22 protein-coding genes are annotated in these 23,942 nt (G+C 38.2%); 10 read left to right on the forward strand and 12 right to left on the reverse strand.

All coding sequences use genetic code 11. The features are described from left to right. Positions 1–321: 321 nt before the first annotated feature. From CUN59_RS14275 to CUN59_RS14305, 6 genes are all read left to right on the forward strand, one after another. Positions 322–1,284, forward strand: a complete 963-nt coding sequence (locus tag CUN59_RS14275; RefSeq protein ID WP_104388470.1) for a cytochrome c oxidase subunit II — start codon at positions 322–324, stop codon at positions 1,282–1,284. A 146-nt stretch (positions 1,285–1,430) separates the two neighbouring features. After that, a complete protein-coding gene (gene ctaD, locus CUN59_RS14280; RefSeq protein ID WP_104388471.1) occupies positions 1,431–3,104 on the forward strand; it encodes a cytochrome c oxidase subunit I in 1,674 nt (557 codons plus the stop codon). A gap of 92 nt (positions 3,105–3,196) precedes the next feature. Then, positions 3,197–3,814, forward strand: coding sequence for a cytochrome c oxidase subunit 3 (locus CUN59_RS14285; RefSeq protein ID WP_104388472.1), 618 nt, complete (start codon positions 3,197–3,199; stop codon positions 3,812–3,814). 411 nt (positions 3,815–4,225) lie between these two features. Continuing rightward, positions 4,226–6,868 carry an alanine--tRNA ligase gene (gene alaS, locus CUN59_RS14295; RefSeq protein WP_104388474.1) on the forward strand — a complete coding sequence of 881 codons (2,643 nt, stop codon included), beginning with the start codon at positions 4,226–4,228 and terminating at the stop codon, positions 6,866–6,868. A 158-nt stretch (positions 6,869–7,026) separates the two neighbouring features. Beyond that, positions 7,027–8,061: a restriction endonuclease gene (locus CUN59_RS14300; protein WP_104388475.1), complete on the forward strand. Its 1,035-nt coding sequence runs from the start codon at positions 7,027–7,029 to the stop codon at positions 8,059–8,061. Beyond that, positions 8,058–9,359: a DNA cytosine methyltransferase gene (locus tag CUN59_RS14305; protein WP_104388476.1), complete on the forward strand. Its 1,302-nt coding sequence runs from the start codon at positions 8,058–8,060 to the stop codon at positions 9,357–9,359. Before CUN59_RS14300 ends, CUN59_RS14305 begins: the two co-directional genes overlap by 4 nt. A 71-nt stretch (positions 9,360–9,430) precedes the next feature. Here CUN59_RS14305 and CUN59_RS22485 read toward each other — a convergent pair whose 3' ends face one another. Beyond that, positions 9,431–9,493 carry a type II toxin-antitoxin system HicA family toxin gene (locus tag CUN59_RS22485; RefSeq protein WP_368731934.1) on the reverse strand — a complete coding sequence of 21 codons (63 nt, stop codon included), beginning with the start codon at positions 9,491–9,493 and terminating at the stop codon, positions 9,431–9,433. A 276-nt stretch (positions 9,494–9,769) separates the two neighbouring features. Continuing rightward, positions 9,770–11,221, reverse strand: a complete 1,452-nt coding sequence (locus CUN59_RS14310; protein ID WP_104388477.1) for an MFS transporter — start codon at positions 11,219–11,221, stop codon at positions 9,770–9,772. A gap of 70 nt (positions 11,222–11,291) precedes the next feature. Here CUN59_RS14310 and CUN59_RS14315 point away from each other — a divergent pair, with 70 nt between their 5' ends. Then, positions 11,292–11,810, forward strand: coding sequence for a phosphoribosyltransferase (locus tag CUN59_RS14315; protein ID WP_104388478.1), 519 nt, complete (start codon positions 11,292–11,294; stop codon positions 11,808–11,810). 44 nt (positions 11,811–11,854) lie between these two features. Here the strand turns inward: CUN59_RS14315 and CUN59_RS14320 are convergent, their stop codons facing one another. Continuing rightward, entirely contained in the window at positions 11,855–12,772 is a 918-nt protein-coding gene (locus CUN59_RS14320) for an AEC family transporter (RefSeq protein WP_104388479.1), read from the reverse strand. Between the two features lie 98 nt (positions 12,773–12,870). Between CUN59_RS14320 and CUN59_RS14325 the strand changes: the two genes are divergently transcribed. After that, positions 12,871–13,671: a M15 family metallopeptidase gene (locus tag CUN59_RS14325; protein WP_104388480.1), complete on the forward strand. Its 801-nt coding sequence runs from the start codon at positions 12,871–12,873 to the stop codon at positions 13,669–13,671. Between the two features lie 34 nt (positions 13,672–13,705). Here the strand turns inward: CUN59_RS14325 and CUN59_RS22090 are convergent, their stop codons facing one another. From CUN59_RS22090 to CUN59_RS14350, 6 genes are all read right to left on the reverse strand, one after another. Beyond that, positions 13,706–13,846 (reverse strand): hypothetical protein, encoded by a 141-nt coding sequence (locus CUN59_RS22090; RefSeq protein ID WP_228036740.1) that lies wholly within the window; start codon positions 13,844–13,846, stop codon positions 13,706–13,708. Positions 13,847–13,964: 118 nt separating this feature from the next. Then, positions 13,965–14,288, reverse strand: coding sequence for a hypothetical protein (locus CUN59_RS14330; RefSeq protein ID WP_243406948.1), 324 nt, complete (start codon positions 14,286–14,288; stop codon positions 13,965–13,967). A gap of 2 nt (positions 14,289–14,290) precedes the next feature. Further along, complete coding sequence (locus CUN59_RS14335) at positions 14,291–14,782, reverse strand: hypothetical protein (RefSeq protein ID WP_104388481.1); 492 nt, start codon at positions 14,780–14,782, stop codon at positions 14,291–14,293. Positions 14,783–14,802: 20 nt separating this feature from the next. Beyond that, the gene (locus CUN59_RS14340) at positions 14,803–15,069 is read right to left on the reverse strand and encodes a ParA family protein (RefSeq protein ID WP_104388482.1); all 267 of its coding nucleotides are present in this window, start codon (positions 15,067–15,069) and stop codon (positions 14,803–14,805) included. A gap of 137 nt (positions 15,070–15,206) precedes the next feature. Continuing rightward, positions 15,207–16,916, reverse strand: a complete 1,710-nt coding sequence (locus CUN59_RS14345; protein WP_104388483.1) for a diflavin flavoprotein — start codon at positions 16,914–16,916, stop codon at positions 15,207–15,209. 72 nt (positions 16,917–16,988) lie between these two features. Next, positions 16,989–18,713 carry a diflavin flavoprotein gene (locus CUN59_RS14350; protein ID WP_104388484.1) on the reverse strand — a complete coding sequence of 575 codons (1,725 nt, stop codon included), beginning with the start codon at positions 18,711–18,713 and terminating at the stop codon, positions 16,989–16,991. Between the two features lie 110 nt (positions 18,714–18,823). On the opposite strand from CUN59_RS14350, the gene CUN59_RS14355 reads away from it, so the two are divergent. Further along, complete coding sequence (locus CUN59_RS14355) at positions 18,824–19,645, forward strand: pantothenate kinase (RefSeq protein ID WP_104388485.1); 822 nt, start codon at positions 18,824–18,826, stop codon at positions 19,643–19,645. A gap of 138 nt (positions 19,646–19,783) precedes the next feature. Here the strand turns inward: CUN59_RS14355 and CUN59_RS14360 are convergent, their stop codons facing one another. Together CUN59_RS14360 and CUN59_RS14365 are read right to left on the reverse strand one after the other, a co-directional pair. Further along, positions 19,784–20,362, reverse strand: coding sequence for a hypothetical protein (locus tag CUN59_RS14360; protein ID WP_104388486.1), 579 nt, complete (start codon positions 20,360–20,362; stop codon positions 19,784–19,786). 124 nt (positions 20,363–20,486) lie between these two features. Further along, on the reverse strand, positions 20,487–21,368 hold the full coding sequence (locus CUN59_RS14365; protein WP_104388487.1) for a 4-hydroxybenzoate solanesyltransferase: 882 nt from the start codon (positions 21,366–21,368) through the stop codon (positions 20,487–20,489). A 292-nt stretch (positions 21,369–21,660) separates the two neighbouring features. Here CUN59_RS14365 and CUN59_RS14370 point away from each other — a divergent pair, with 292 nt between their 5' ends. Continuing rightward, positions 21,661–23,265: a Ppx/GppA phosphatase family protein gene (locus CUN59_RS14370; RefSeq protein ID WP_104388488.1), complete on the forward strand. Its 1,605-nt coding sequence runs from the start codon at positions 21,661–21,663 to the stop codon at positions 23,263–23,265. Positions 23,266–23,447: 182 nt separating this feature from the next. On the opposite strand, the gene aroH is transcribed toward CUN59_RS14370, so the two are convergent. Then, a complete protein-coding gene (gene aroH / locus CUN59_RS14375) occupies positions 23,448–23,861 on the reverse strand; it encodes a chorismate mutase (protein WP_104388494.1) in 414 nt (137 codons plus the stop codon). Positions 23,862–23,942 lie beyond the last annotated feature (81 nt).

The raw sequence follows: 23,942 nt of genomic DNA on the forward strand, positions 1-23,942 counted from the left end.
TCCCTTATACTTTGGATCACTTTAGCTAGTTTTAGCTGTAAGATTTTGTGCTTTTTGCAGATGGAAATGATTAATCAATGGGAATTCAGGGGATTTTCTAAAATTTTCCTTAAATTTTTTTACTAAAGGTCATCTATTATTTGCAGGTTGTACAACTTATCTCTCTTGTACTCAAAATTGTGATCTTAATCGAAAAAATTAATAAAGATTTCAGACCAACGGATAATATATCGGATAGGCTGCACTACCTTAGTAAATAGAGTCACTCTCATAATTGAAGTCACTTTAAGATCAAGTAGTCAATTCATTAAAAAATAAGCCGTGAAAATTCCAAGTGCAATCTGGACATTACTCATTGGCATTGTCCTCACTCTCGTTAGTATCTGGTATGGTCAAAATCATGGTCTTTTACCTACGGCGGCTTCCGATGAAGCACCTTTGGTAGATGAACTATTCAACGCGATGATGACTGTTTCCACAGGCATATTTTTAATCGTTGAATGTGTTTTAATTTACTCTGTTATCAAATATCGTCGCCGGGCTGGTGATAATGAAGATGGATTACCAATTGAAGGTAATGTGCCTCTAGAAATACTCTGGACGGCGATCCCTGCAATTATCGTTCTGGGTATTTCCATTTACAGTTTTGATGTCTATACCAACATTGGCGGCTTTGATCCCCATGGTGGTCACGGTTCTCCCATGATGGAAGAGTCCATGACTATGCCGGGTACAGCCATGGCTGCCACCCTAGACCATAGATCTGGTAACACAGCAACACCTGTACAGTTCTCAGAGCAACAGAAAACCTCTCCACCACAATTAACTGTTGATGTCACCGGGCTGCAATATGCTTGGTTATTCACCTATCCCGAAACAGGCGTGACCACTGGTGAACTTCATCTTCCCATTGGCAAAACCGTAGAAATCAATATGACAGCTAATGATGTCATCCACGCCTTTTGGATCCCAGAATTTCGCATAAAACAGGATGCCATTCCTGGTAGACAGACAAATCTCCGTTTCACCCCTAGAAAAGCCGGTGATTATGAATTAATTTGTGCTGAACTATGTGGCCCCTATCATGGAGCAATGAAAACCCAAGTTGTGGTCGAGACACAGGAAGCTTTTGATCAATGGATGCAAGAACAGCTAGTTGCTAGTAAAGATACCCCAAATCAAGCGGTAGCAATGAATCCCCTGGACATAACTAGCGATGAATTTCTCTCTCCCTACACCAAGGAGATGGGGATCAACTCAGAAATTCTGCATCAAATTAAGTAGTTGACTAATTACAGAAGTTGCAGCAGTTACAAAATAAGAGGCAGGGGGGAGCAGGGGAGAAATTTCCTTCTTCTTCCCTCCTGAACTCCTAATAGCATAGCGTGGCCTTAGCCATACTCCTGACTCAGTGACTCCTTCTTTAAAATATGACACAAGTACAGTTACAAAATACGGATAATAGCCCCAAACCTGTGGAAGAACATGGGGAAAGGCGTTGGTATGACTTTTTTGGTTTTAGTACAGACCATAAGGTGATTGGGATTCAATATCTAGTCACCTCGTTTATTTTTTACTGCATTGGCGGTGTCATGGCTGATTTGGTGCGGACAGAATTACGCACTCCTGATGTAGATTTTGTCACTCCTGAAGTCTACAACAGCTTGTTTACTCTCCATGCCACAATCATGATTTTTTTGTGGATTGTTCCTGCCGGCGCTGGATTTGCTAACTACTTGATCCCCCTGATGATTGGGGCTAGAGATATGGCATTTCCCCGCCTCAATGCGGTGGCTTTTTGGATGATCCCCCCCGCAGGTCTCTTACTGATTGCAAGTTTGGTGATAGGTGATGCACCCGATGCTGGTTGGACTTCCTACCCACCTTTGAGTTTGATGACAGGCCAGGTGGGAGAGGGAATTTGGATTATGAGTGTCTTGCTATTGGGAACTTCTTCAATTTTGGGGGGGATTAATTTTCTCGTCACCATTTTGAAGATGCGTGTTCCTAGTATGGGGCTGTTTGAAATGCCTTTGTTTTGCTGGTCAATGTTGGCAACTTCGGCCTTGGCGCTGGTATCTACACCAGTATTAGCGGCGGCTTTGATTTTGCTGGGTTTTGACTTGTTGGCAGGAACAACATTTTTTAACCCGACTGGGGGCGGAGATCCGGTGGTGTACCAGCATATGTTCTGGTTCTATTCCCATCCGGCTGTTTACATCATGATTTTGCCGTTCTTTGGCACAATTTCAGAAATTCTCCCAGTTCATGCCCGTAAACCTATTTTCGGCTACAAAGCGATCGCTTTTTCATCCCTAGCTATCAGCTTTTTAGGTTTAATCGTCTGGGCGCATCATATGTTTACCAGTGGTGTCCCCGGTTGGTTGCGGATGTTTTTCATGATCACCACCATGATCATTGCTGTCCCCACGGGCATTAAAATCTTTGGTTGGTTAGCCACTATCTGGGGGGGTAAAATCCGCCTCAATAGTCCCATGTTATTTGCTATCGGCTTTTTAGCAACTTTTGTGATAGGTGGTATTAGTGGCGTAATGTTGGCCTCAGTTCCTTTTGATGTTCACGTTCACGATACTTATTTTGTGGTGGCACACCTGCACTATGTTTTATTTGGTGGCAGTGTGTTAGGAATTTTTGCCGCTATTTACCACTGGTTCCCCAAAATGACGGGACGGAAAATGAACGAGTTTTGGGGTCAGGTACATTTTGCCCTCACTATCGTTGGTCTAAATATGACTTTCTTACCCATGCACAAACTCGGACTCATGGGGATGAATCGCCGTATCGCCCAATATGATCCCAAGTTCACAAGTTTGAATGAAATCTGCACCTACGGGTCTTATATCTTGGCAATTTCTACATTACCGTTTTTAATTAATGCCATTTGGTCTTGGTTATATGGGGAAAAAGCGGGTAATAATCCTTGGCAAGGATTGACTTTGGAATGGACAACTACTTCCCCACCAGCAATTGAGAATTTTGAACAACTTCCCGTTTTAACTACAGGCCCCTACGATTACGGCATGAGTAAAGAACGGACTGAAACTAAACCTGTATTAACTCCCCAAGCGGAATCAGCAGTTTAGGAGACAAGGGTGAAAGGTAAAGGGGGAAAAGGAAATTAAAAAACCTTTAACCCATTACCAATTACCAATTAGCCATTACCAATTACCAATTTATGCAAAGTCAAACTATTGACACGGCGAAAACTGAATTAAATCACCATCACACAGCAGTTTCTCATCACGAAGAACATCCAGATCATCGTTTATTCGGTCTATTTATGTTTTTGGTGGCTGAGGGCATGATTTTTATGGGTTTGTTTGGTGCATACCTGACTTACCGTTCTACTATCCCTGTCTGGCCACCAGCAGGAACACCAGATTTAGAACTGTTGTTACCGACAATCAATACTTCTATTCTGGTCGCTAGTAGTTTTGTCATGCACAATGCTGATACTGCGATCAAAAAGAATGATACGAAGGGAATGCGGATTTGGTTAGCAATTACCGCAGTTATGGGGGCTATTTTCTTAGCAGGTCAGGTTTATGAATACACTCATTTAGAGTTTGGTCTGACTACCAATTTATTCGCCAGTTCATTCTATGTTTTAACCGGTTTTCACGGCTTGCACGTGACCATCGGTGTATTAGCAATTGTAGCGGTTTTGTGGCGATCGCTTACTCCCGGACACTACTCCAGCGAAAAAAGATTCGGGATTGAAGCGGCGGAAATTTACTGGCACTTTGTAGACGTAATTTGGCTTATTTTGTTCGGATTACTGTATTTACTCTAGGTATTTATTACTTAGTTGTTCACTCTACTCGAATAACCTACAGTCCCCCCCAAGGGGGTTTTTTTGTTTGCACTGATAAATAAACTGTGTTGCATTTATCTTATGATCCACATTCGACATTAAAGCAAATTTAAAAATTTAGAGAAATAAAAGTCTGAAAATACTCCCTAGTAAAGATTTCAGGCTTTTATTTGGTAAAATCAGTAAACCAAAAAGTTTTTCCCAAAGAGCGAACTCTCCCTTTCGTTGTTTGTGCTGACGCACAAAATTACTCAAGGCACGTTTCACAGTTAACCCTCCATTCCTCCCATCACCAAACTGAGTACAGTTTTGGTGGGGGTCTCCCGGAGGTTTGGATGATGCTTTTTGCAAAACTGACTAAATTAATTAAATTTGATTTCTTAAACACTCATGTCATCAACTCCCCAGTTTCTTAGCGGTAACGATATTCGCGCTTTATTCCTCGACTTCTACACCCAAAGGGGACACCAACCGCTCAAGAGTGCTTCCCTCGTACCAGAAGATCCCACGGTGCTGCTAACTATCGCGGGGATGCTCCCATTTAAACCGATATTCCTGGGACAGCGCGCACCAGAATTTAAACGCGCTACGACTTCTCAGAAATGTATCCGTACCAATGATATCGAAAATGTAGGACGGACAAAACGCCATCATACATTTTTTGAGATGTTGGGTAATTTTAGCTTTGGTGATTATTTTAAAGAACAAGCGATCGCTTGGGGTTGGGAAATATCAACTCAAGTTTTTGGTATTTCTCCTCAAAATTTAGTCGTTAGTGTATTTGAAGAAGATGACGAAGCTTTCGCAATTTGGCGCGATAGAATTGGTGTAACAGAAAAACGCATCAAACGCATGGGTGCAGATGATAATTTTTGGGTTTCTGGAATTACTGGCCCCTGTGGACCTTGTTCAGAAATTTATTATGATTTTCATCCAGAATTAGGAGATGATCATATTGATTTAGAAGATGATTCCCGATTTATCGAGTTTTATAACTTAGTATTCATGCAATATAATCGGGATGCTTCAGGAAATTTAACGCCGTTGCAAAATAAGAATATTGATACGGGAATGGGTTTGGAAAGAATGGCGCAAATTCTCCAAAAAGTTCCTAATAATTATGAAACAGATTTGATTTTCCCGATTATTGAAACTGCGGCGAAAATTGCCAACATTGATTATCACCAAAGTGATGAAAATACCAAAATTTCCTTAAAGGTAATTGGTGATCATGTCCGTTCTGTTGTTCACATGATCGCTGATGAAATTCGCGCTTCTAATGGGGGAAGAGGTTACGTTTTACGGCGTTTAATTCGTCGTGTTGTCAGACATGGAAAATTAATTGGAATTTCTGGGGACTTTATTAACCAAGTTGCAGAAACAGCAATTTCTCTTTCTGAATCAATTTACCCTAATTTACGACAAAGGGAAACAGCAATTAAAGCAGAATTAGCTAGAGAAGAAGCTAACTTCTTGAAAACTCTTGATAGAGGTGAAAAACTATTAGCTGATATCATCCAAGAAGTAAAACAAAAAGGTTTAACTTCCATTAGTGGTGAAAGTGCATTTACCTTATATGATACCTACGGTTTCCCATTGGAATTAACTCAAGAAGTTGCCGAAGAAAATAACATTACTGTTGATGTTAATGGTTTCAATGCAGAAATGCAGAAACAGGTAGAACGTGCTAAAGCTGCACACGAAACCATTGATTTAACCGTACAAGGTTCTTTAGATCAACTTGCAGAACATATTCATTCTACCGAATTTTTAGGATATACTCAATTAGCAATAACAGCAAAAATTGAAGTATTGTTAGTTAATGGTATTTCCCAAGAAGAAGCAGAAGCAGGAACAGAGATACAAATAGTTTTGGATAAAACCCCATTTTATGCAGAATCAGGTGGACAAATCGGAGATAAAGGTTATATTTCCGGTGATGGAATTTTAATTAGAATTGAAGATGTGAAAAAAGAATCTGATTTCTTTGTTCACTTTGGTAAAATTGAACGTGGTACAATTAGGGTCGCTGATCAAATTACCGCCCAAATTGATACTTCTTGTCGTCGTCGCTCTCAAGCTAACCATACAGCAACTCATTTATTACAAGCTGCATTAAAGAAAGTAGTTGATGAGGGAATTTCCCAAGCAGGATCTTTAGTTTCTTTTGATAGCTTGCGGTTTGATTTTAACTGTCCTCGTGCTTTAACTGCGGATGAAGTTCAACAAGTTGAAGAATTAGTAAATACTTGGATTTGTGAAGCACATTCTGCCAAAATTGAAGTATTACCTTTAGCAGAAGCAAAAGCTAGAGGTGCGGTAGCAATGTTTGGGGAAAAATACGGTGAAGAAGTACGAGTAATTGACTTCCCTGGTGTTTCAATGGAATTATGTGGGGGAACTCACGTTAATAATACTGCGGAAATAGGCGTTTTTAAAATCATTTCTGAAGCTGGAGTTTCTTCAGGAGTTAGAAGAATAGAAGCGGTATCTGGTGCATCCGTTTTAGATTATTTGAATGTGCGAGATCAAGTAACCAAAGATTTGTGTTTCCGCTTTAAAATCAAACCGGAAGAAATACCCGACAGAATCACAACTTTACAAACCGAACTCCGCAACAGTGAAAAAACAATTCAAACCCTAAAATCACAACTTGCAATAGTTAAATCTGACAGTTTATTACAAACTGCGGAAGCCGTAGGAGAACATAAAATTATTGTTGCTCAACTGGAAGATGTAGACGCAGAATCATTAAAAGATGCAGCAGAAAGATTATTGCAAAAAATCGGTAACGGTGCAGTGGTTTTAGGTTCTATTCCCGAAGCAGGGAAAGTGAGTATTGTTGCTGCTGTTAGTCCTGAAGTGAATAAAAAAGGAATCCAAGCCGGAAAATTTGTCGGAAATGTAGCTAAAATTTGCGGTGGTGGTGGTGGTGGAAAACCCAATCTCGCGCAAGCTGGGGGAAGGGATGCAAGTAAATTACCGCAAGCTTTGGAAACTGCGAAAAATGATTTGTTAGCAGCGTTGAAATAGGAGTTTGAAAAATAATGTAGAGGCGTTTTCTGTAGCGTCTCTACAATGTAATATAATTTTTTTGTCTAAAGTTGTAAATAATCATGAAATCAACTGATTCATTCATATTTATCTAGATTAAATCGTATAAAATATAAGAATTACTTCAACCATATTATATGCAAAATTACGCTAGAGATACCATTACTTTACAGTCCTACGCTGTAATGTGGTGGCCTGCAAATTTAAAGGATAAAAATGCAACAATAAGTATTATTCCTAGATTACTGGAAACACAAGACGATTTCATTTCAATTTTAAAATTGAGCAAAAATAATCCTACACAGGTATTCGACCTTGTGAAAGCAGCGGAGTTTCCAGCAAACTTATTCCTCAAGCACTTGGTTGTTATTTCAGACTATGGAGGTGAACCCATGAAAAAGCTAGGAAAAAGTTTCACAAATATTTTTACTAAAAAAGATCAGACAGGTAAACCAATTATGGATTATGTCTGGAGAGGGAAAAATTATCAATATGTGTTTGAGTCTATGCCAGTCAAAGGCTTATTAGATAATAAAAAGCTTAATATTGATGGCGAGGGGTTGCAAAATGATAAACCTTTTGACACTCTTAAACGAGATATGACTATGATTTTGCTTTATGCCAGTACATCTGAAGTTTCAGACTATGCTGGTTTAGATGTATGTATTCTTGGTTCTTTACTTGGTGATAAACTTGCATTAGAGCATCATATCAAACAAAGGTATATAGTTGTTAGTCGCATAACAGGTGGTGCAAATGCCAATTCTTTAGGACAATTAGCACAACGTTATATTGTCGAATACCTCAAAGAAAAATTAGGAAGTGAATTTGAAATTACCAGCAATAGCACAATTATTTTACCAGGTTATGCTAAAACAACTGGAATGCCTTTTGATGTAGTTGTAATAAAAGCAGGTAAAAAGGTAGGAATTGAAATTAGTTTTCAAGTAACCACCAACAGCACTATAGAAAGAAAAGCAGCACAGGCATTTGAAAGGCAAGCTTTGATGAAAACTGCTGGGTACAAAATAGCCTATGTAATTGATGGGGCTGGAAATTTTGAACGTTCTGCGGCTATCTCTCAAATTTGTCTGTATAGTGATTGTACAGTAGCTTATTCTGATAGTGAATTTGATGTTTTAGTTGATTTTTTGTGTGAGAGTTTATCATGATTCATTTTATTGATCTTTTTGCAGGTATTGGTGGAATGAGGCTTGGTTTTCAGCAAGCGTGTAATGTGTTAGGAATAGAATCTCAATGTGTATTTAGCTCAGAAATTGATAAAAAAGCTATTGAAACTTATAAACTAAACTTTAATGATCAACCTACGGGAGACATCCGAGAAATTGATACAATACCTGCATTTGATTTTATGCTGGCTGGCTTTCCCTGCCAATCTTTCTCTTATGCAGGTAAACAAAAAGGTTTTGGAGATACAAGAGGAACGCTATTTTGGGAAATTGAAAGACTCCTGAAAAATTATCAACCACAAGCTTTTCTACTGGAAAATGTGCGTGGTTTAACAACACATGATCAGGGAAGAACATTCAAAACAATTATTAATTCATTAGAAAAAATTGGCTATGGTATTCATTATCTTTTACTTAACAGTAGTAACTTTGGTGTACCACAAAATCGTGTTCGTATATACATAATTGGATTACTTGGAAAAAAACCAAAAATTACACTTAATTCAGATAGAGGTGCTACTGATTCCCATACTTTTAAAGAACAGCTATATCAGGTAAGTCTTTTTGAGAATACTTATTCAATTGTTAAAGTTAAAGATATTATAGAAGAGAAAGTTTCTAGAAATTATTATCTGTCAAAAGAATTTGAAAAACAACTATTTGATGCTGTTGATGGTCAATTTGAAAAACTTCATGGTTTTCGTCTAATTGATTTTCGCGGTGGTAATTCTCTCCATTCTTGGGATTTAGGTATTAAGGGCAAGTGTACAAAAGATGAACGTGACTTTATGGCTGCCTTAATATCCCATAGAAGACATAAAGAATTTGGTGATCATCAAGATGGTAAAAGTTTAACTATAGAACAAATTAAAACGTTTTTTGATCATGAGAATATCGAAAATATTATTTATTCACTGATGAAGAAAAAATATCTTAAAGAAATAAATGGAAAATATAATCCTGTGAGTGGAAATATGTCTTTTGAAGTTTTTAAGTTTCTCGATCCTGAGAGTATTTCTATAACACTAACATCATCAGATGCTAACAAATTAGGTATAGTCCAAGATCGGCAACCTAGAAGAATAACCCCTCGTGAATGTGCAAGATTACAAGGTTTCCCAGATTCTTATATTCTTCATCCAAATGATAATGCAGCATACAAACAGTTTGGTAATGCTGTAACAGTACCTGTAATTCAAGCAATTGTGGAGGATTTTTTTCAAAATAATAGTATCACAAAAACAAATTTATTATCTCCCGTGATATCTATGATTAGATGATTATATTTCTATATTCACTGCAACTTTACCAACAATTGTAGAAGGTTTGGGTATAGGTTTTCCATCTTCTTTCAATACTTCCAAATTGATGAAAGTGTACCTATGAGAATATCATCATTTGGTTTTCCAGGCACAACTACGATACCTGATTTATTTTCATTGTTTGAGGATACGGTGACTACCTCTAATGCGATCTATAGTATCTTGCCTACCCTAATCTTTTGATACAAGGAATTATTACAGAAATGAAATATAAACTATTTTTGAGATAGGACTTACGCAAAAGAGAACAAAAGTAGGGGTAATTCATGAATTACCCCTACAATATAACAAGAGTTTCAGTTAAGATTTATTTCCACCTAGCAAGCAATCTCAATTCTGAGAATTGTTGAAAAAAATAACGGTTATGTTTATTTATTCTCTCGTTGTTCTTGCAGTTTTAGCATCATTTCTGCATGAATCTCACGAGTAATAGGATAGAAGTAAACTAAAACCAAACCTGCAATTAAACAAACAGTTGGTATAGGTCCAACAGCGATGCGAATGGCTAAAAGCGCTGATTCAGGTTGTATGGGTAAAGAACTTTGTCCAGCCACAGCTTCTTTAAAACCATAAGCTTGTAAAGTATTACCGACTAAAAATAGCCCAAAAGCTAAACCAAATTTTTGTAATAACACCATGAAACCATAGAAAACACCTTCGCGGCGTTGTCCTGTTTGCAATTCATCTAATTCAATCACATCAGGTATCATTGACCAAGGAATTAGATAAGCGGTGGAAACTCCCACACCTGCCATAATAGCCATGACATACATGAGGGCAACTTGATTTGGTTGCAGGAAAAATAATCCAGCAGCAGCAATAATCCATGAACTCATGCCGAGAAAATAAACCAGTTTTTTACCAATTTTTTTACTTAAATTACTCCACACAAATAACATTAACAAAGCCGTTCCCTGGACTGCAATCATCACTGTAGGGACATCTCCTTCTTTAAGTCCCATACAGTTAACCACAAAATAGGGAATAATACTGGCGGTGATTTGCACACCTAACCAAGAAAAAAGATATATCGCAATGACAAAGAGAAAAGGTTTATTACTAAAGACAATTTTTAGCTGTTCTAGGAAGGGAATTTCTGCTTCCTGTGGTAAAGAAATCCGTTTAGCTTCAAAAGCCAAAATGCGATCGCGCACACCATAAACACACCAATACAAAGATAAAACCGAAATCACCGTACAAACTGCGGCTAAAACTAAATATTGTTGTTGGCGATCCTCAATTTGTGAAAAAACAATTTTTGATAAAATTAACGATAAAATACTGCCACCAATGGAAAATGTAAAGCGAAAACTATTCAAACTAGTCCGTTCATCATAATCCTGAGTTAATTCAGGAGTCATCGCCGTATAAGGCAAATTAACAACAGTATAAAATACCTGAGACACAATTCCAATAACTACATAATACCAAAATAATAACCAAATATTACTACTTTTATCTGCACTGAATTGAGGTACAGTCCACTGCAAGAAAAAGAACAACCCAAAGGGAATCGCCCCATATAATAGCCAAGGTAAACGACGACCCCAGCGACGGGATTGGGTTTTATCGGTCAACATTCCCACCATCGGATCATTGATACCGTCCCAAATTTTGCCAATCATCAAAATACTACCTGCTAAACCCGCCGGAATTCCGGCCACATTGGTAAAGAAAACCAGGAGGTAAAATACAGCAATATTCGCAGTAATCGCCGGGCCTAAATCTCCGGCCCCATAAGCTAGTTTAGTTTTAAAATCTAATTTTTCGTTTGTTAGGGATTTGTGTAAATCGTTATTCTCAGAATTATCTTTGACCATAAATCACGCTCATATTAAAATAAAAAACTCACTGGTATTCAGTATTAATTAACATACTTTTCTGTATCTTATGTCAGACCTTTACATTTCTTGGTCAGATTATCACCACAAAATTGAAGCATTGGCCGTAAATATCCATCAATCAGGCTGGCAATTTAATCAAATTGTCTGTTTAGCTAGGGGAGGACTGCGAGTAGGGGATATTCTTTCCCGTATATACAATCAACCTTTAGCAATTCTATCTACATCATCCTACAGTGGCGCGGGTAAACAAGACAGAAATAATTTAATTGTTTCCCATCATTTAACCATGACCAGCGAAAATTTAGGTTCACGGATTTTGCTAGTAGATGATTTAGTAGACTCTGGTATCACTATTCAAAAAACAATTCCTTGGTTACAATCCTATACTCAATCCTCCATAGAGGAAATTCGCACTGCTGTAATTTGGTATAAAGCTTGTTCCGTCGTTGTTCCTAATTATTATGCTGATTATCTTCCTAATAATCCTTGGATTCATCAACCTTTTGAACATTATGAACATATTACTCCTGGGGAGTTGGCAGAAAAGCAAAATTTAGTTTACTAAAATTATGAAAAACTCTACCTTTTTCAACATCCTCTGAAATCAAATTAAAACAACCATAACCAAATAGGCAAAGTAAATAACAAGACTATCATTCCCATCGCTAAAATAGTCACAGCCAAATCACGATCTAAATTAAAGGTTTCCGCTATTACCAATGTAGCTAAAGCTGGGGGCATACCCATCTGTAAAACCATTACCTGTGCTGCATTACCTGTCACACCAAACAGCGACAGCATACTCCCTAAAATCAGTGGAACTACTAGCATTTTGATTAAGATACTACTCCATGCTTCTGGGAGTTTATGCCAAGATTTTAGCTGTGAAAGTCTCATTCCTATTAACATTAAGGATAAAGCTACCCCCACCCAAGCCAATTTCTCTAAAGTAAATTCTACTACAGAGGGAAGTCGAAGCTGATACAACCACAAGCCAAAGCCAAAACTCCATAAAGCTGGATTAATCAAAATTACCTTGGCTAATTGGGTGTAATTTTGGATATTATTACCAAACCTGGCGGCTAAAATCACGCCTAAACCATAAGCCCCAAATAATGAACCCAACATATCGTAGAATAAAGCCCAGGCAAAATATTCTTTACCAACCATTGCTAAAGTTATGGGATAACCCAAATTACCTGTATTACCTACCATCGCTGCTAAAATCAGGCTACCTTGAGTAGCAGGTTGGGGGACTGAATTGGTGAAATATGCTAAGGTTTGAATTCGTAACCAAGCTAAAAATGCTCCTATAAATAGGGCTAGATACGCTATTACCGGTGCAATCCAAATCTGTCCTGATAAGTCTGTTTGCACTAAAAACCCAATAATACTTATAGGGACTCCTATCCAAAAGAGAAACTGACCTAGATATGTGGAAGCATAACTCGGTGATTTCCGTCCTAAGATGAATCCGAGTAGAATTAACCCCACTAACTTGATATATAGTTCTAAAAGATTGACCAAGATTACACCCAGAATAATTAAAAATTAAAAATTAAAACCAAACTACGTTGTCTAGCCCAGGGCATTTTTTACTATTAAATACAAACAGGAGCATAAACTTGAATAAAGCTGGATTTCCTCAAAAACCGGACAATTCATATCCTCCATCTGCTGATGATATTCCGACGGCTGTACGTGATACTTCTGATACAGGAAGTAAGATAAACATACCAACTCCAATTTTAATTGGAGGTGGATTAACAGGATTTATCCTCCTGGCTGTTACCAGTGGTTTTTTCTTCTCTGTCACCACACCTAAACCAACTGCTAATTCTCCTGTTGAACCCCTTAGTTCTACACCCGAACCTATAGTTAGTAATACTCCACCTAATAATAGTGTATTGGGACATTTTGAATATGCACAAGCACCCGAGTCAGAATTAACACCAATTACGGCTGATGGTAAAATCAGAATGCGAAAATCTGCTGCTGTTAAGTTTCAAGCTATGGTAGCAGCAGCTAGAAGTGCAGGAGTAAATTTAGTTGCTATTTCTGGGTTTCGTTCTATGGAAGAACAAAAGCAATTATTTTTTGATGTTGGGGCCCAGCGCAATCAAACTCCAGCCGAAAGGGCAGCTTTAAGCGCACCTCCTGGACATAGTGAACATCATACAGGTTATGCTGTGGATATTGGTGATGGTGAAGTACCAGCGACTAATCTCCAAGCCAATTTTGATAATACTAAAGCTTATGAGTGGTTACAAGCTAATGCCGCTCGGTTTAGTTTTGAACTTTCTTTTCCTAAAGATAATCTTCAAGGTGTGAGTTATGAACCTTGGCATTGGCGTTTTGTGGGTGATACTGATAGTTTAGAAACTTTTTATAAAGCGAAAAATATCAAACCTGTACAAAAACCATAGGTTTAAAAATAGGTGACAGGTGAAACATCAGGATTTACATTTGTAATTCAAATCCTGGTAAAACATCTTCTCCAGAAAGTACGGCAGGAAGTTGGATAATTTCTACAGGTTTTCCGATATTCATTGCCTGGAAAAAACCCAAACGATAGTTATTTGTACTGATTCCATTTACCACTGCTAAGATTTCTCAATGGAGGTAAATCATGAGTAGCTTTTAAAAATACTTCAGTTTCACCAAAAATATCTTCAAGACCTAATAAATGAATCTTGATTTTTAAGTTGATTATCTTACTTTAAGCAGCTTTATTCAAGCGAGAACAAAATCCATCTGTATAACCAACACCAGATAACATGATGCCAATATTAGCTTCATGAATTATCATATTGCCAATAAAATCTGCTGCATAAGAGGCATCTAATATATTTTGGGACAATTTAGATTGAAAATATATCATGTCATTATTCAATTGTGCATAACCATCTATTCCTCCATCACTTCCTATTTTTCCAGGAGTTAATCCTAGATAAGCAGCAAAACGCCTTCCTAAATCTTGTTTTGCTACCTCAGTAGAATAAATAATTCCATTTATTAGCGCATCAATTTCTAAGTAATCCATCTCTATTTTTGTTGATTGACTATTTTAAAATCTCCAATCAGTTGTTTATAAAGCAAATTTATACCTGTAAATAAACACTCATTAATGTTATCTTTCATGTTTAGTTGTTCAACTTTATGAGATATTTCGGGTGATAATTTAATTTTACCGTAAAGTCTGTCTATCTCTCTTCTTGACTTATTTCCAGCAATAGAAATTTCTTGAAATTCAGATTTATACTTTTCTGTTTCTTCACTGATTATTTTTTTTATGCTGTCTTGATTCTCAGAAAATCGGAAGTATAAATAACTGATTGCAGTTTCTATAAATAGTTCCTTAGATAATCGCAGAACAGAGGTAAGTTCCTTGATTTTTTCTAATTCTGAATTGGTATATCTTAAATTTATATACAGTTCTTTTTCATTTTCTTCCTCGATTTTTTGAGTTCCATGTTTAATAGCATTTTCAACCAAGAAATCTTTATTTTGATGATTTGTTGTATTTTCAATAGGCATAATCACTCTCCTTAATTATTCTATTCCAAATGATCATATTGCCCTTGTTGTAAATCTTTTGTAATTGATTCGCGTCTTTCATTATAAATTAATGTACTGTTCTCGTATTTTTCTACATCTTTTGATTTTTCTGGAATACGATCTGTATAAAATTGCCAAAAATCTGCCTGATCATCACAATCTATTAAAAGCGTACTTTCTGATCTGTTAATAAGAATACCAGCAACATGAACTGCAAGGGTAGTTTTGCCTACACCACCATCATTATGAGTACATAAAATAATCAATGCCAGTAACCCCTATCAAATCATAATGATTAGTAACTAATATAACACTCTTTAAAACAAATGATTATTTGTTCTTAACATTGTAATTAAGTTTAAAGTTTGCTGTACATTTAGGTGGGCATTGCCCACCCTACTATTTAATAATAACTCGCTGATTTGCGATGATGCACAGCGGTTACACCGTCTTGATTTAACACTTTACCATCATCCACAGTGGCATAAACCAACCAATGATCGCCTACTTCCATCCGGTTTTGTACCGTACATTCTAGGTAAGATAAAGCACCATTGATAATTACACCACCATTATTGGCTTCTGAAATATCCAAACCCTCAAATCTATCTTGTCCAGGTCTGTAAACCTTCATAAAATGCTTACGTATTTCCCGTCCCTCAGCTAAGATATTGACGACAAATTTATTACTTGTGTGGGTTAAATTTTCCATCGCCCGATCCTTAGCCACCGCAATGGTTAACCCAGGAGGGTTAAAGCTGGCTTGTGTTACCCAAGATGCTAACATCCCTGTTTTCACTTCCCCCTGGGTGGCTGTGACAACACACAGAGAACCAACAATACGACCAACAGCTTGTTCAATATTACTTGCAGGTTGTTTAGCAACGACTAATTTCTTCGCCGCGCGTTTTAATGATTGAGCGAAATCTGTTCCGGCTTCTTCGCAGGTTTGGAGGGTGACTTCATTAGGTTTGAACTTGACGCGGATGGGTTCAAAACCGAATCTATAACCTGCATCTTTGAGTTTATTTTCGATTAAATCAACTGCTTCTCCACTCCAACCAAAAGAACCGAAAACACCTGCTAATTTATTGTTGGTTGCTGTGGATAAAACAATTCCTAAAGCTGTTTGCACTGGTGTGGGTGCGTGTCCGCCTAATGTGGGTGAACCGATAACAAAACCTGCGGATTTTTCGATAGCGGTTTTGATTTCTTCAGGATCTGCAAATTCACAATTTATTGATTCAACACTCACACCAGCTTTAGTTATACCACGAGCGATCGCACTAGCTACAGTTGCAGTATTGCCATAAGCAGAAGCATAAATCAATGCCACATTTATATCAGCATTGGTTTGTTCTTGAATCCATTCTCGATAGGAATGGGTAAGTTCTTGTAAAGCATATCTTACCAATGGACCATGACCAGTAGCATATAACCTCACGGGCAAATCTGCCAGTTTATCTAAGGCTGTTTCTACTTGTCTGGCATGGGGAGCCATGAGACAATCGAAATAATAACGCCGATCTTCATTAAAGACTTCCCAACCTTCATCAAATACTTGATCACCACAAATATGCGCCCCAAATAACTTATCAGAAAATAAAATTTCTGTTTGCGGATCGTAGGTGCAAAGTTCGTCGGAATAACGAGGGTTAGGTGTAGGAATAAATTGTAAATGATGACCTTTTCCTAAATTTAGAGTATCTTCCCCCCGCATAATCAAAATTTGTAAATCTTCTTTTTCTAATGCGGCTTTTAAATTTTTTGCTCCTGGGTTAGAACAAACAAAAGTAACTTGGGGAGCAATTTCTAGTAAAGCTTTTAATGTGGCGGCGCGGTTAGGATTGATATGACCAAGAATTACATAATCAATGGTTTTAATATCAATTCTTTTTTGTAAAGCTTCGAGATAAATTTCGGTGAAAGTTTCTCCAGGAGGATCAATTAAGGCAATTTTATCACCCTGAATAATAAAAGAATTTGCAGTTGTACCTTTAGCTAAAGCATATTCAATTTCAAATCTTAATCTGGCCCAACTGCGCGATCGCAATATTGTGGTATCTGTACCAATGGGTAATATTTGAACATCACGGGGTTTAGTTTCTGACATAGGTTTAATCTCCTTGCTTTCAATAATTCTTGTCCCCCTCCCCCCAAGCGAGGAGGACAAGAAGGTTTGATTTTAATAATGGTTTCCGACTTTGCGATGGTGAACTGCGGTGAGGGCTTCAGGTTTGGATACTCTACCGGCGTAAACTGTGCTATATACTGCCCAATGATCGCCGCAGTCCATCCGGCTGACAACTTCACATTCCATGTATGCTAAAGCATCGCCTAAAATGGGTGCGCCATTTTCTGCTGGTTGGGTTTTGACTCCTTCAAAACGATCAGCACCAGGAGCAAACCGTTTTAAGAAGTGTTTCATCAGTTTTTGATAGTTGCCTTCTTCGAGTACATTGAGAACAAAGCGATCGCCTACTTGCATGAGAGATTCTATCGCCCGATCTTTAGCTACAGCAATGGAAAATCCCAGGGGTTTAAAACTGGCTTGACTTACCCAGGAGGCTAACATGGCGCTGGATACGTCGCCTTTTTTGGCGGTGATGATATATAAACCGCCGCTAATTCTGCCCAAGGCTTTATCTAAGTCAGCCGCAAGAGATTTCATCGCTTTGATGCTTTTGTCTCTTGTTACCCATTGTCCTAAGTCTGTACCGGCTTCTTCGCACCTTTTATAGATGTTGGCTGTGGGTGCTTCTCGAATTTCAATCACGGGAAAAGCGACATTTAACCCCGCTGCACGGAATTGATTTAATAGGGGATAGGTAGGTTCATCATCTCCTCCACCAGTTTCAAAAATACCAATGGCTTGTTTTTCTTTGGCAGAACCTAACACTGTACTGAGTGCAGTTTGGATATTAATATTACCTGATGCGGGAGGCATTCCCACAACTAAACCAGTGCAACGTCCTACCAGTTCCCGTAGTTCTTGTAAATCCACATTCGCGCCCAAGTCTACCATTTCCACGGCTACGCCGGTTTTAGTGATACCATTAGCGATGGCTTGGGCGAGGCGATCGCTATGACCATACTCAGATACATAAAATATACCGACTGGTGTTTCTGCCTTGGTTTGGCCTTGACTCCAAGTGCGATAACGTCCTACTAATTCTTCTACATGATGGTAGAGTAGGGGACCGTGGCCAGTAGCAATCATGCGAATAGTTTTTAACTCTGCCATGCGCTTGAGTGCAGACAGCACAGAACGGGCATTTGGACCCATTAAACAGTCATAGTAATATTGAAAATCAGCTTCAATGGCTGGTAAATTATCATCAAAGGTACTATCGGTGCAGTAATGCAACCCAAAAGCATCACAGGTATAGAGGATTTGGGTTTTGTGATCAAAGCTGAAAATAGTATCAGGCCAGTGTAAATTAGGGGCAATGACAAATTCAAATTCATGGCCATTTCCTAAATCTAGGCGATCGCCATTTTTGACAATTTTGCGTTTAAATGGCTGGTGTACCATATCTTCCAAAAACTGAATTGCCACCTTTGAGGCAACCACAGTAATATCAGGAGCAAGTTGCAGTAAATCTTTCACTAACCCGCTGTGATCTGGTTCAGTGTGACTAACAATTAAATAATCAATATCCTGGGGATTAATTAAACCCGCGAGAGTATCAAAATAAAGTTGGCGAAACTTTTCATGGGAGGTATCAACTAAAGCTATTTTCTCACCACGAATGATAAAAGAATTATATGTAGTGCCATTCTGTAAGCCAAACTCAATATCAAAGCGATCGCGGTTCCAATCCAAAGACCGAATTGCAGTAGTATCTTCACTAATCTCTACAGTATTTATAGTCAGACGTTTTTCTAGTTTCTCAGTGAGCAATACCATCACGCCTCTCCTTAACAAATTGAGTATTTATGCCTTTCTCTATATTGTGGCACGGGTTGAATGTTAATTTTTCTTAAAAAACCTATAACCCAGTTAAGAAAATTAAAACTGTGAACAATTATTTCTCTTCAACAAATAAACAACTTCCTGTTTTAGCCTTAATTATCGGTAATTCCCGTCTCCATTGGGGATTATTCATAGATAAAAACCTATATACAACTGGGGATATATCTCATCTACCTATATCTGTTATACACCAATTAGCTGCATATCCCACCTTGGATAATTGGTTAACAGCAATCTCTCTACCTAGCGATCTTCCCATAGCACCAGATCACCCCATACCCGTGATTCTTGCCTCTGTTGTTCCTAGTCAAACCGCATTTTGGCAAAATTATCCCCATTTATGTTTGCTTACCTTAGCAGATGTACCATTACAGGAAATGTATCCCACATTGGGAATTGATCGCGCTTTAGCTGTATGGGGTGCAGGGATAACTTGGGGATTTCCCGCATTAGTAATTGATGCCGGTACAGCATTAACATTTACCGGAGCAAATGCTCAAAAATCCTTAGTTGGTGGGGCAATTTTGCCAGGTTTAGGGTTACAATTTGCCAGTTTGGGACAAAAAACCGGACAATTACCATTATTAGAAACTGGGTTAATAAGTTCTTTACCACCACGTTTTGCTATGAATACATCAAGGGCAATTCAAAGTGGCATAATTTACACTTTATTAGCAGGAATAAAAGACTTTATTGATCATTGGTTGTTATTATTTCCTGAAAGTAAAATAATCATTACTGGTGGTGATAGCGACTTCTTACAAAAACATCTAGAAAATCAATTTCCGGAAATAGGCAACAGGTTGATTTTAGAAAAGAATTTGATTTTTTTAGGAATGAGGGAAGTAGTAATAGTCAATTATTGAATAGAATTTATCTGATTTAAAAAGGCAATTTACAGCAATTATACAAAATCCATATTAGGTTTTTCGTGAATTGCTATTAACCGAAAAATTAAGCTTAATTTGAAATTCTGTTCCCTTTCCCAGCAATGCCTCCTTCCCTTACCATTTTTCCGCCCAATAGATAATTTCTGAAGATGCAACATCAATGGCCACGCCATAACTATTACCATGATTCCATTTATAGCCAGGTTGACTTTGATCTTCTGCTTTTAATACTAATATTTCATAACTTCTAGGAAAGGTTTCTATTTCTGAATCGCTAGTATAAAAAAATGTTGTAGGGACACCGTTAGGTTGATTACTATGAATATTTGTATTACCACCTCGATATTGACGTTGAGAGATTTTTTTATATTGTGTGAGTAGGTTTTGAATTTTTGTTTGTGGTTGTTTGAGGCGAATTTGTAAAGAACTTGTTCCCGGAGTCACGCCAGCAGCATAAGCCATTTGTAAAATTTCAGCATCTGGAGGAATTTGGGTGGGAAAATGTTGAATTTGCTGAATATTTCCCCATTGATGATTACGGATTTCTTGATATTTTGATGTGTCGGTAATTAGCTGTAATTGCTTGTTATTACTAGCAGCTTTACTGATCCAAAAACCGCCAATAACTAGACTCAAACTACCAAGGGAAAGTAAAATTATTGTAGCAATTTTAACAAAAATAGCTTGTTTCATGGGGTTGGTTTGTATCTAGCTTGTAGACTAATATCCCAACCTGGAAAACAATAGTCCTGATAGTTTTGAATCTAGCTTGAGTCACATTGGCAGAAAATTTTTATTTGGTTAAATAAATGACAATTTATAAATAACCAATTATCATTCCTGCTAAAATTAAAAAACCAATCCAGACATTTTGGCGAAACATTTCTCCGTAGGCAGGATGAGGTATTCTTGGCTGTTGTAAGCGGATAATTTGCCAAATCCAACCAATGGTAGCTAGGATCAAACTAATCCAAAATGGTGTATTTAAGTGAACTAATAAACCTAATCCAGCTAGGAGAATAATTGTACCAATAAAGAAAATTGCGATCGCTGTAGGGGCATATTTACCAAAGAACAAAGCGCTAGAATTAATGCCGATGCGTTGATCGTCTTGGCGATCGCTCATGGCATAAATAGTATCAAATCCTAAGGTCCATAGTACGGTCGCGCCCCAAAGTAACCAAGTTGGCGTGGTAATATTAGCTGTGACTGCACTCCAACTAATTAACACCGCAAAACCCCAAGCAATAGAAAGCACCAATTGGGGAACAGGAAAGACCCGTTTTGCACCGGGATAGAGGGCAATTACCGGAACTGCGGCCACAGACAACCAGAAGCTTAAAGGGTTAAGATAGAAGGCGATCACTGCGGCGCAGGCTAGAGCAACTATACCGACAAATATACCAACTTGTATGGAAAGGGCGCGAGATGCAAGTGGGCGATCGCGGGTTCTCTCTACTTGGGGATCAATATCTCTGTCCCATAAATCATTAACTACACATCCTGCCGCACTAGTGGCGATACTACCCAAAATAATCACTCCTACCAGGGGTACAGGTGGTTTACCCTCAGCAGCTAAAAATACAGCCCATAATGCAGGTATCATCAAAATTAACCTACCTTCTGGTTTATGCCAGCGTAGTAGGTGGATAATTACAAGCCATAATGGTTTTTGGTTGGTTTTTGGTGTCTCTAACATATTTAATAACAGTAGTTAGGATTTAGGTGACAGGAAGGACGAACGGCTGTTTGCCCGTACAGAAGTCAAAAGTCAAGAAGTTTTAAGCAATTTTACTTTTCTTCATATATTTTAGTTATCTGATGTTCACCTACTTAACATATCTTGACATTTATAGAATATCCTTATTTGCTATTTGTTTTACAGTTCCTATAGCGGTATGCAATTGAATAAGATACAAAATTGACCTCAAAAACCTTACCCCAAAATCTATTCAACTCTGTCACCTCTTATATTCACCATCAACAAGCAAATGATAAATTTAGTCTCGGCTAACCTTCCAGAAAACCAGATGATTGCCGCCATTGATATTGGGACAAATTCTTTACACATGGTGGTGGTCAAAATTGAAGCTACTTTACCATCATTTAGTATTATTGCTAGGGATAAAGAAACGGTTAGATTAGGCGATCGCAATTTAGTCACAGGCGAATTAAAACCAGAAATAATAAATAAAGCGATCGCCTGTTTAGGAAGATTCAAAACCTTTGCCCATAGCTTGGGTGTAGATAGTATTTTCGCTGTTGCTACCAGTGCCGTCCGGGAATCTCCCAATGGTAAAGATTTTATTCACCAAGTCGAAACCCAAGTCGGTTTAACCGTAGACCTAATTTCTGGACAAGAAGAAGCCCGCCGCATCTATCTGGGTGTCTTATCCGGGATGGAATTTAATAACCAACCCCACATCATTATTGATATTGGCGGTGGTTCAACGGAATTGATTTTAGGCGATAGTCACGAACCCCGCAGTCTTACCAGTACAAAAGTTGGCGCAGTCCGCCTCACCAGCGAATTAGTTAAATCTGACCCCATCAGCGAGAGCGAATTTAAGTATTTACAAGCATACACCAAAGCCATGCTAGAACGTTCTGTAGAAGAAATTCTGGCCAACCTCAAAGGCGATTCTCCCAAATTAATCGGCACATCTGGCACAATAGAAACCATCGCTACCATCCATGCACGGGAAAAATTAGGTCTTGTTCCTTCCACCCTCAACGGCTATCAATTCAGTTTCCAAGACCTACGAACCTGGGTGAACCGCCTCCGCAAAATGACCAATGTAGAACGGGCTACGATTCCCGGAATGCCAGAAAAAAGGTCAGAAGTAATACTTTCAGGGGCAGTGATTCTACAGGAAGCCATGGCTTTGTTAGGGGTAGAATCAGTGAGAGTTTGTGAGCGATCGCTGCGAGAAGGCGTAATAGTAGACTGGATGCTGACCCATGGCTTCATAGATAACCGACTAAGGTTTCAAAGTTCCATTCGCCAACGCACTGTATTAAAAACTGCTCAACAATACCAGGTTAACGTAGAACATAGCAAACGGGCTGCCGCTTTTGCTCTAAATATCTTTGACCAAACCAAAGGCATACTACATCATTGGAGCGCGGATCAACAGCAATTGCTTTGGGCTGCGGCAATTTTACATAACTGTGGTCACTATGTCAGCCATTCCGCACACCACAAACATTCATACTACCTAATTAGAAATAGTGAATTACTCGGTTATAACGAAACCGAAATCGAAATTATCGCCAATATCGCCCGCTATCACCGCAAATCTCCTCCTAAGAAAAAGCATGAAAACTATCGGAATTTACTCCACAAAGAACATAGGCAAATGGTAAATCAACTCAGCGCCATTTTAAGATTAGCTGTTGCTTTAGATAGAAGACAAATCGGAGCAATTTCTCATGTTCAATTTGAATACTTGCCCCATTTTAAAGAGTTAAAAATGTTGATATTTCCATCCATTATCAATGATGAATGTGAATTGGAAATCTGGAGTTTAGATTACAAAAAAATAGTTTTTGAGGAGGAATTTGGTGTAAAATTAGCGGTAAAATTAATGATATGAATACAGCAATATAACACTCCTATTTGATTTTTGATAGCTCGCTAAATAAATCAGGATTTATACAGTTTCACTTGAATCATGTGAAAATATCCCCACCAATAGCAGCAGGTTGAGCAGCCGCATCACCACTGTAACAGATCATTTGGGACTAACTTGTACACCTGATGACTGACCTGCTGATTTTAAACTTTTGTCTCCACTACGTGGGGTGAAGTGTGCAAAGTTTGGGGTAAACTCCAATCTGGTCGCAGTTTAGCCGCTTGACGTAAATAAATATGGTGAACGGCAGTAGAACTTGGTAAATAGGCGTGAATTAAAAAACGAATGCAGCGAGGTAAACTGCCTTCGACGTGCATTTGTTGGACATCTAACATAGCAACACTGTCCCATAAAGGACGACTGCGGGCGATCGCTGCTGGGAAAATAGCATCTAAATCCTTGGTGACAGAAAAAGTCACACTAATCATATCGTCCGGTTGGAGTTTATTTCTTTGTTCCAATTCATCTAATAATTCTGTAACTGAATCTCGAATTGCTTCCACACTGTTTTCTGCAACGGTTGTTGCACCACGAATTGCTCGCATTTGCCATTCCACTGCCAAAATCCTCCTTTTGTATGTGTTAGTTGTTAGTTGTCAGTTGTCAGTTGTCAATTTTGGTTTTTACTACTGACCACT

Origin of the sequence: Cuspidothrix issatschenkoi CHARLIE-1, from assembly GCF_002934005.1 — a bacterium.
GTDB lineage: Bacteria > Cyanobacteriota > Cyanobacteriia > Cyanobacteriales > Nostocaceae > Cuspidothrix > Cuspidothrix issatschenkoi.

Coding starts and splice junctions, on each gene's coding strand:
- ctaD (WP_104388471.1), top strand. CDS start 1,431: ATGACACAAGTACAGTTACAAAATACGGATAATAGCCCCAAACCTGTG.
- CUN59_RS14285 (WP_104388472.1), top strand. CDS start 3,197: ATGCAAAGTCAAACTATTGACACGGCGAAAACTGAATTAAATCACCAT.
- alaS (WP_104388474.1), top strand. CDS start 4,226: ATGTCATCAACTCCCCAGTTTCTTAGCGGTAACGATATTCGCGCTTTA.
- CUN59_RS14300 (WP_104388475.1), top strand. CDS start 7,027: ATGCAAAATTACGCTAGAGATACCATTACTTTACAGTCCTACGCTGTA.
- CUN59_RS14305 (WP_104388476.1), top strand. CDS start 8,058: ATGATTCATTTTATTGATCTTTTTGCAGGTATTGGTGGAATGAGGCTT.
- CUN59_RS14310 (WP_104388477.1), bottom strand. CDS start 11,221: ATGGTCAAAGATAATTCTGAGAATAACGATTTACACAAATCCCTAACA.
- CUN59_RS14315 (WP_104388478.1), top strand. CDS start 11,292: ATGTCAGACCTTTACATTTCTTGGTCAGATTATCACCACAAAATTGAA.
- CUN59_RS14330 (WP_243406948.1), bottom strand. CDS start 14,288: ATGGATTACTTAGAAATTGATGCGCTAATAAATGGAATTATTTATTCT.
- CUN59_RS14335 (WP_104388481.1), bottom strand. CDS start 14,782: ATGCCTATTGAAAATACAACAAATCATCAAAATAAAGATTTCTTGGTT.
- CUN59_RS14345 (WP_104388483.1), bottom strand. CDS start 16,916: ATGTCAGAAACTAAACCCCGTGATGTTCAAATATTACCCATTGGTACA.
- CUN59_RS14350 (WP_104388484.1), bottom strand. CDS start 18,713: ATGGTATTGCTCACTGAGAAACTAGAAAAACGTCTGACTATAAATACT.
- CUN59_RS14360 (WP_104388486.1), bottom strand. CDS start 20,362: ATGAAACAAGCTATTTTTGTTAAAATTGCTACAATAATTTTACTTTCC.
- CUN59_RS14365 (WP_104388487.1), bottom strand. CDS start 21,368: ATGTTAGAGACACCAAAAACCAACCAAAAACCATTATGGCTTGTAATT.
- CUN59_RS14370 (WP_104388488.1), top strand. CDS start 21,661: ATGATAAATTTAGTCTCGGCTAACCTTCCAGAAAACCAGATGATTGCC.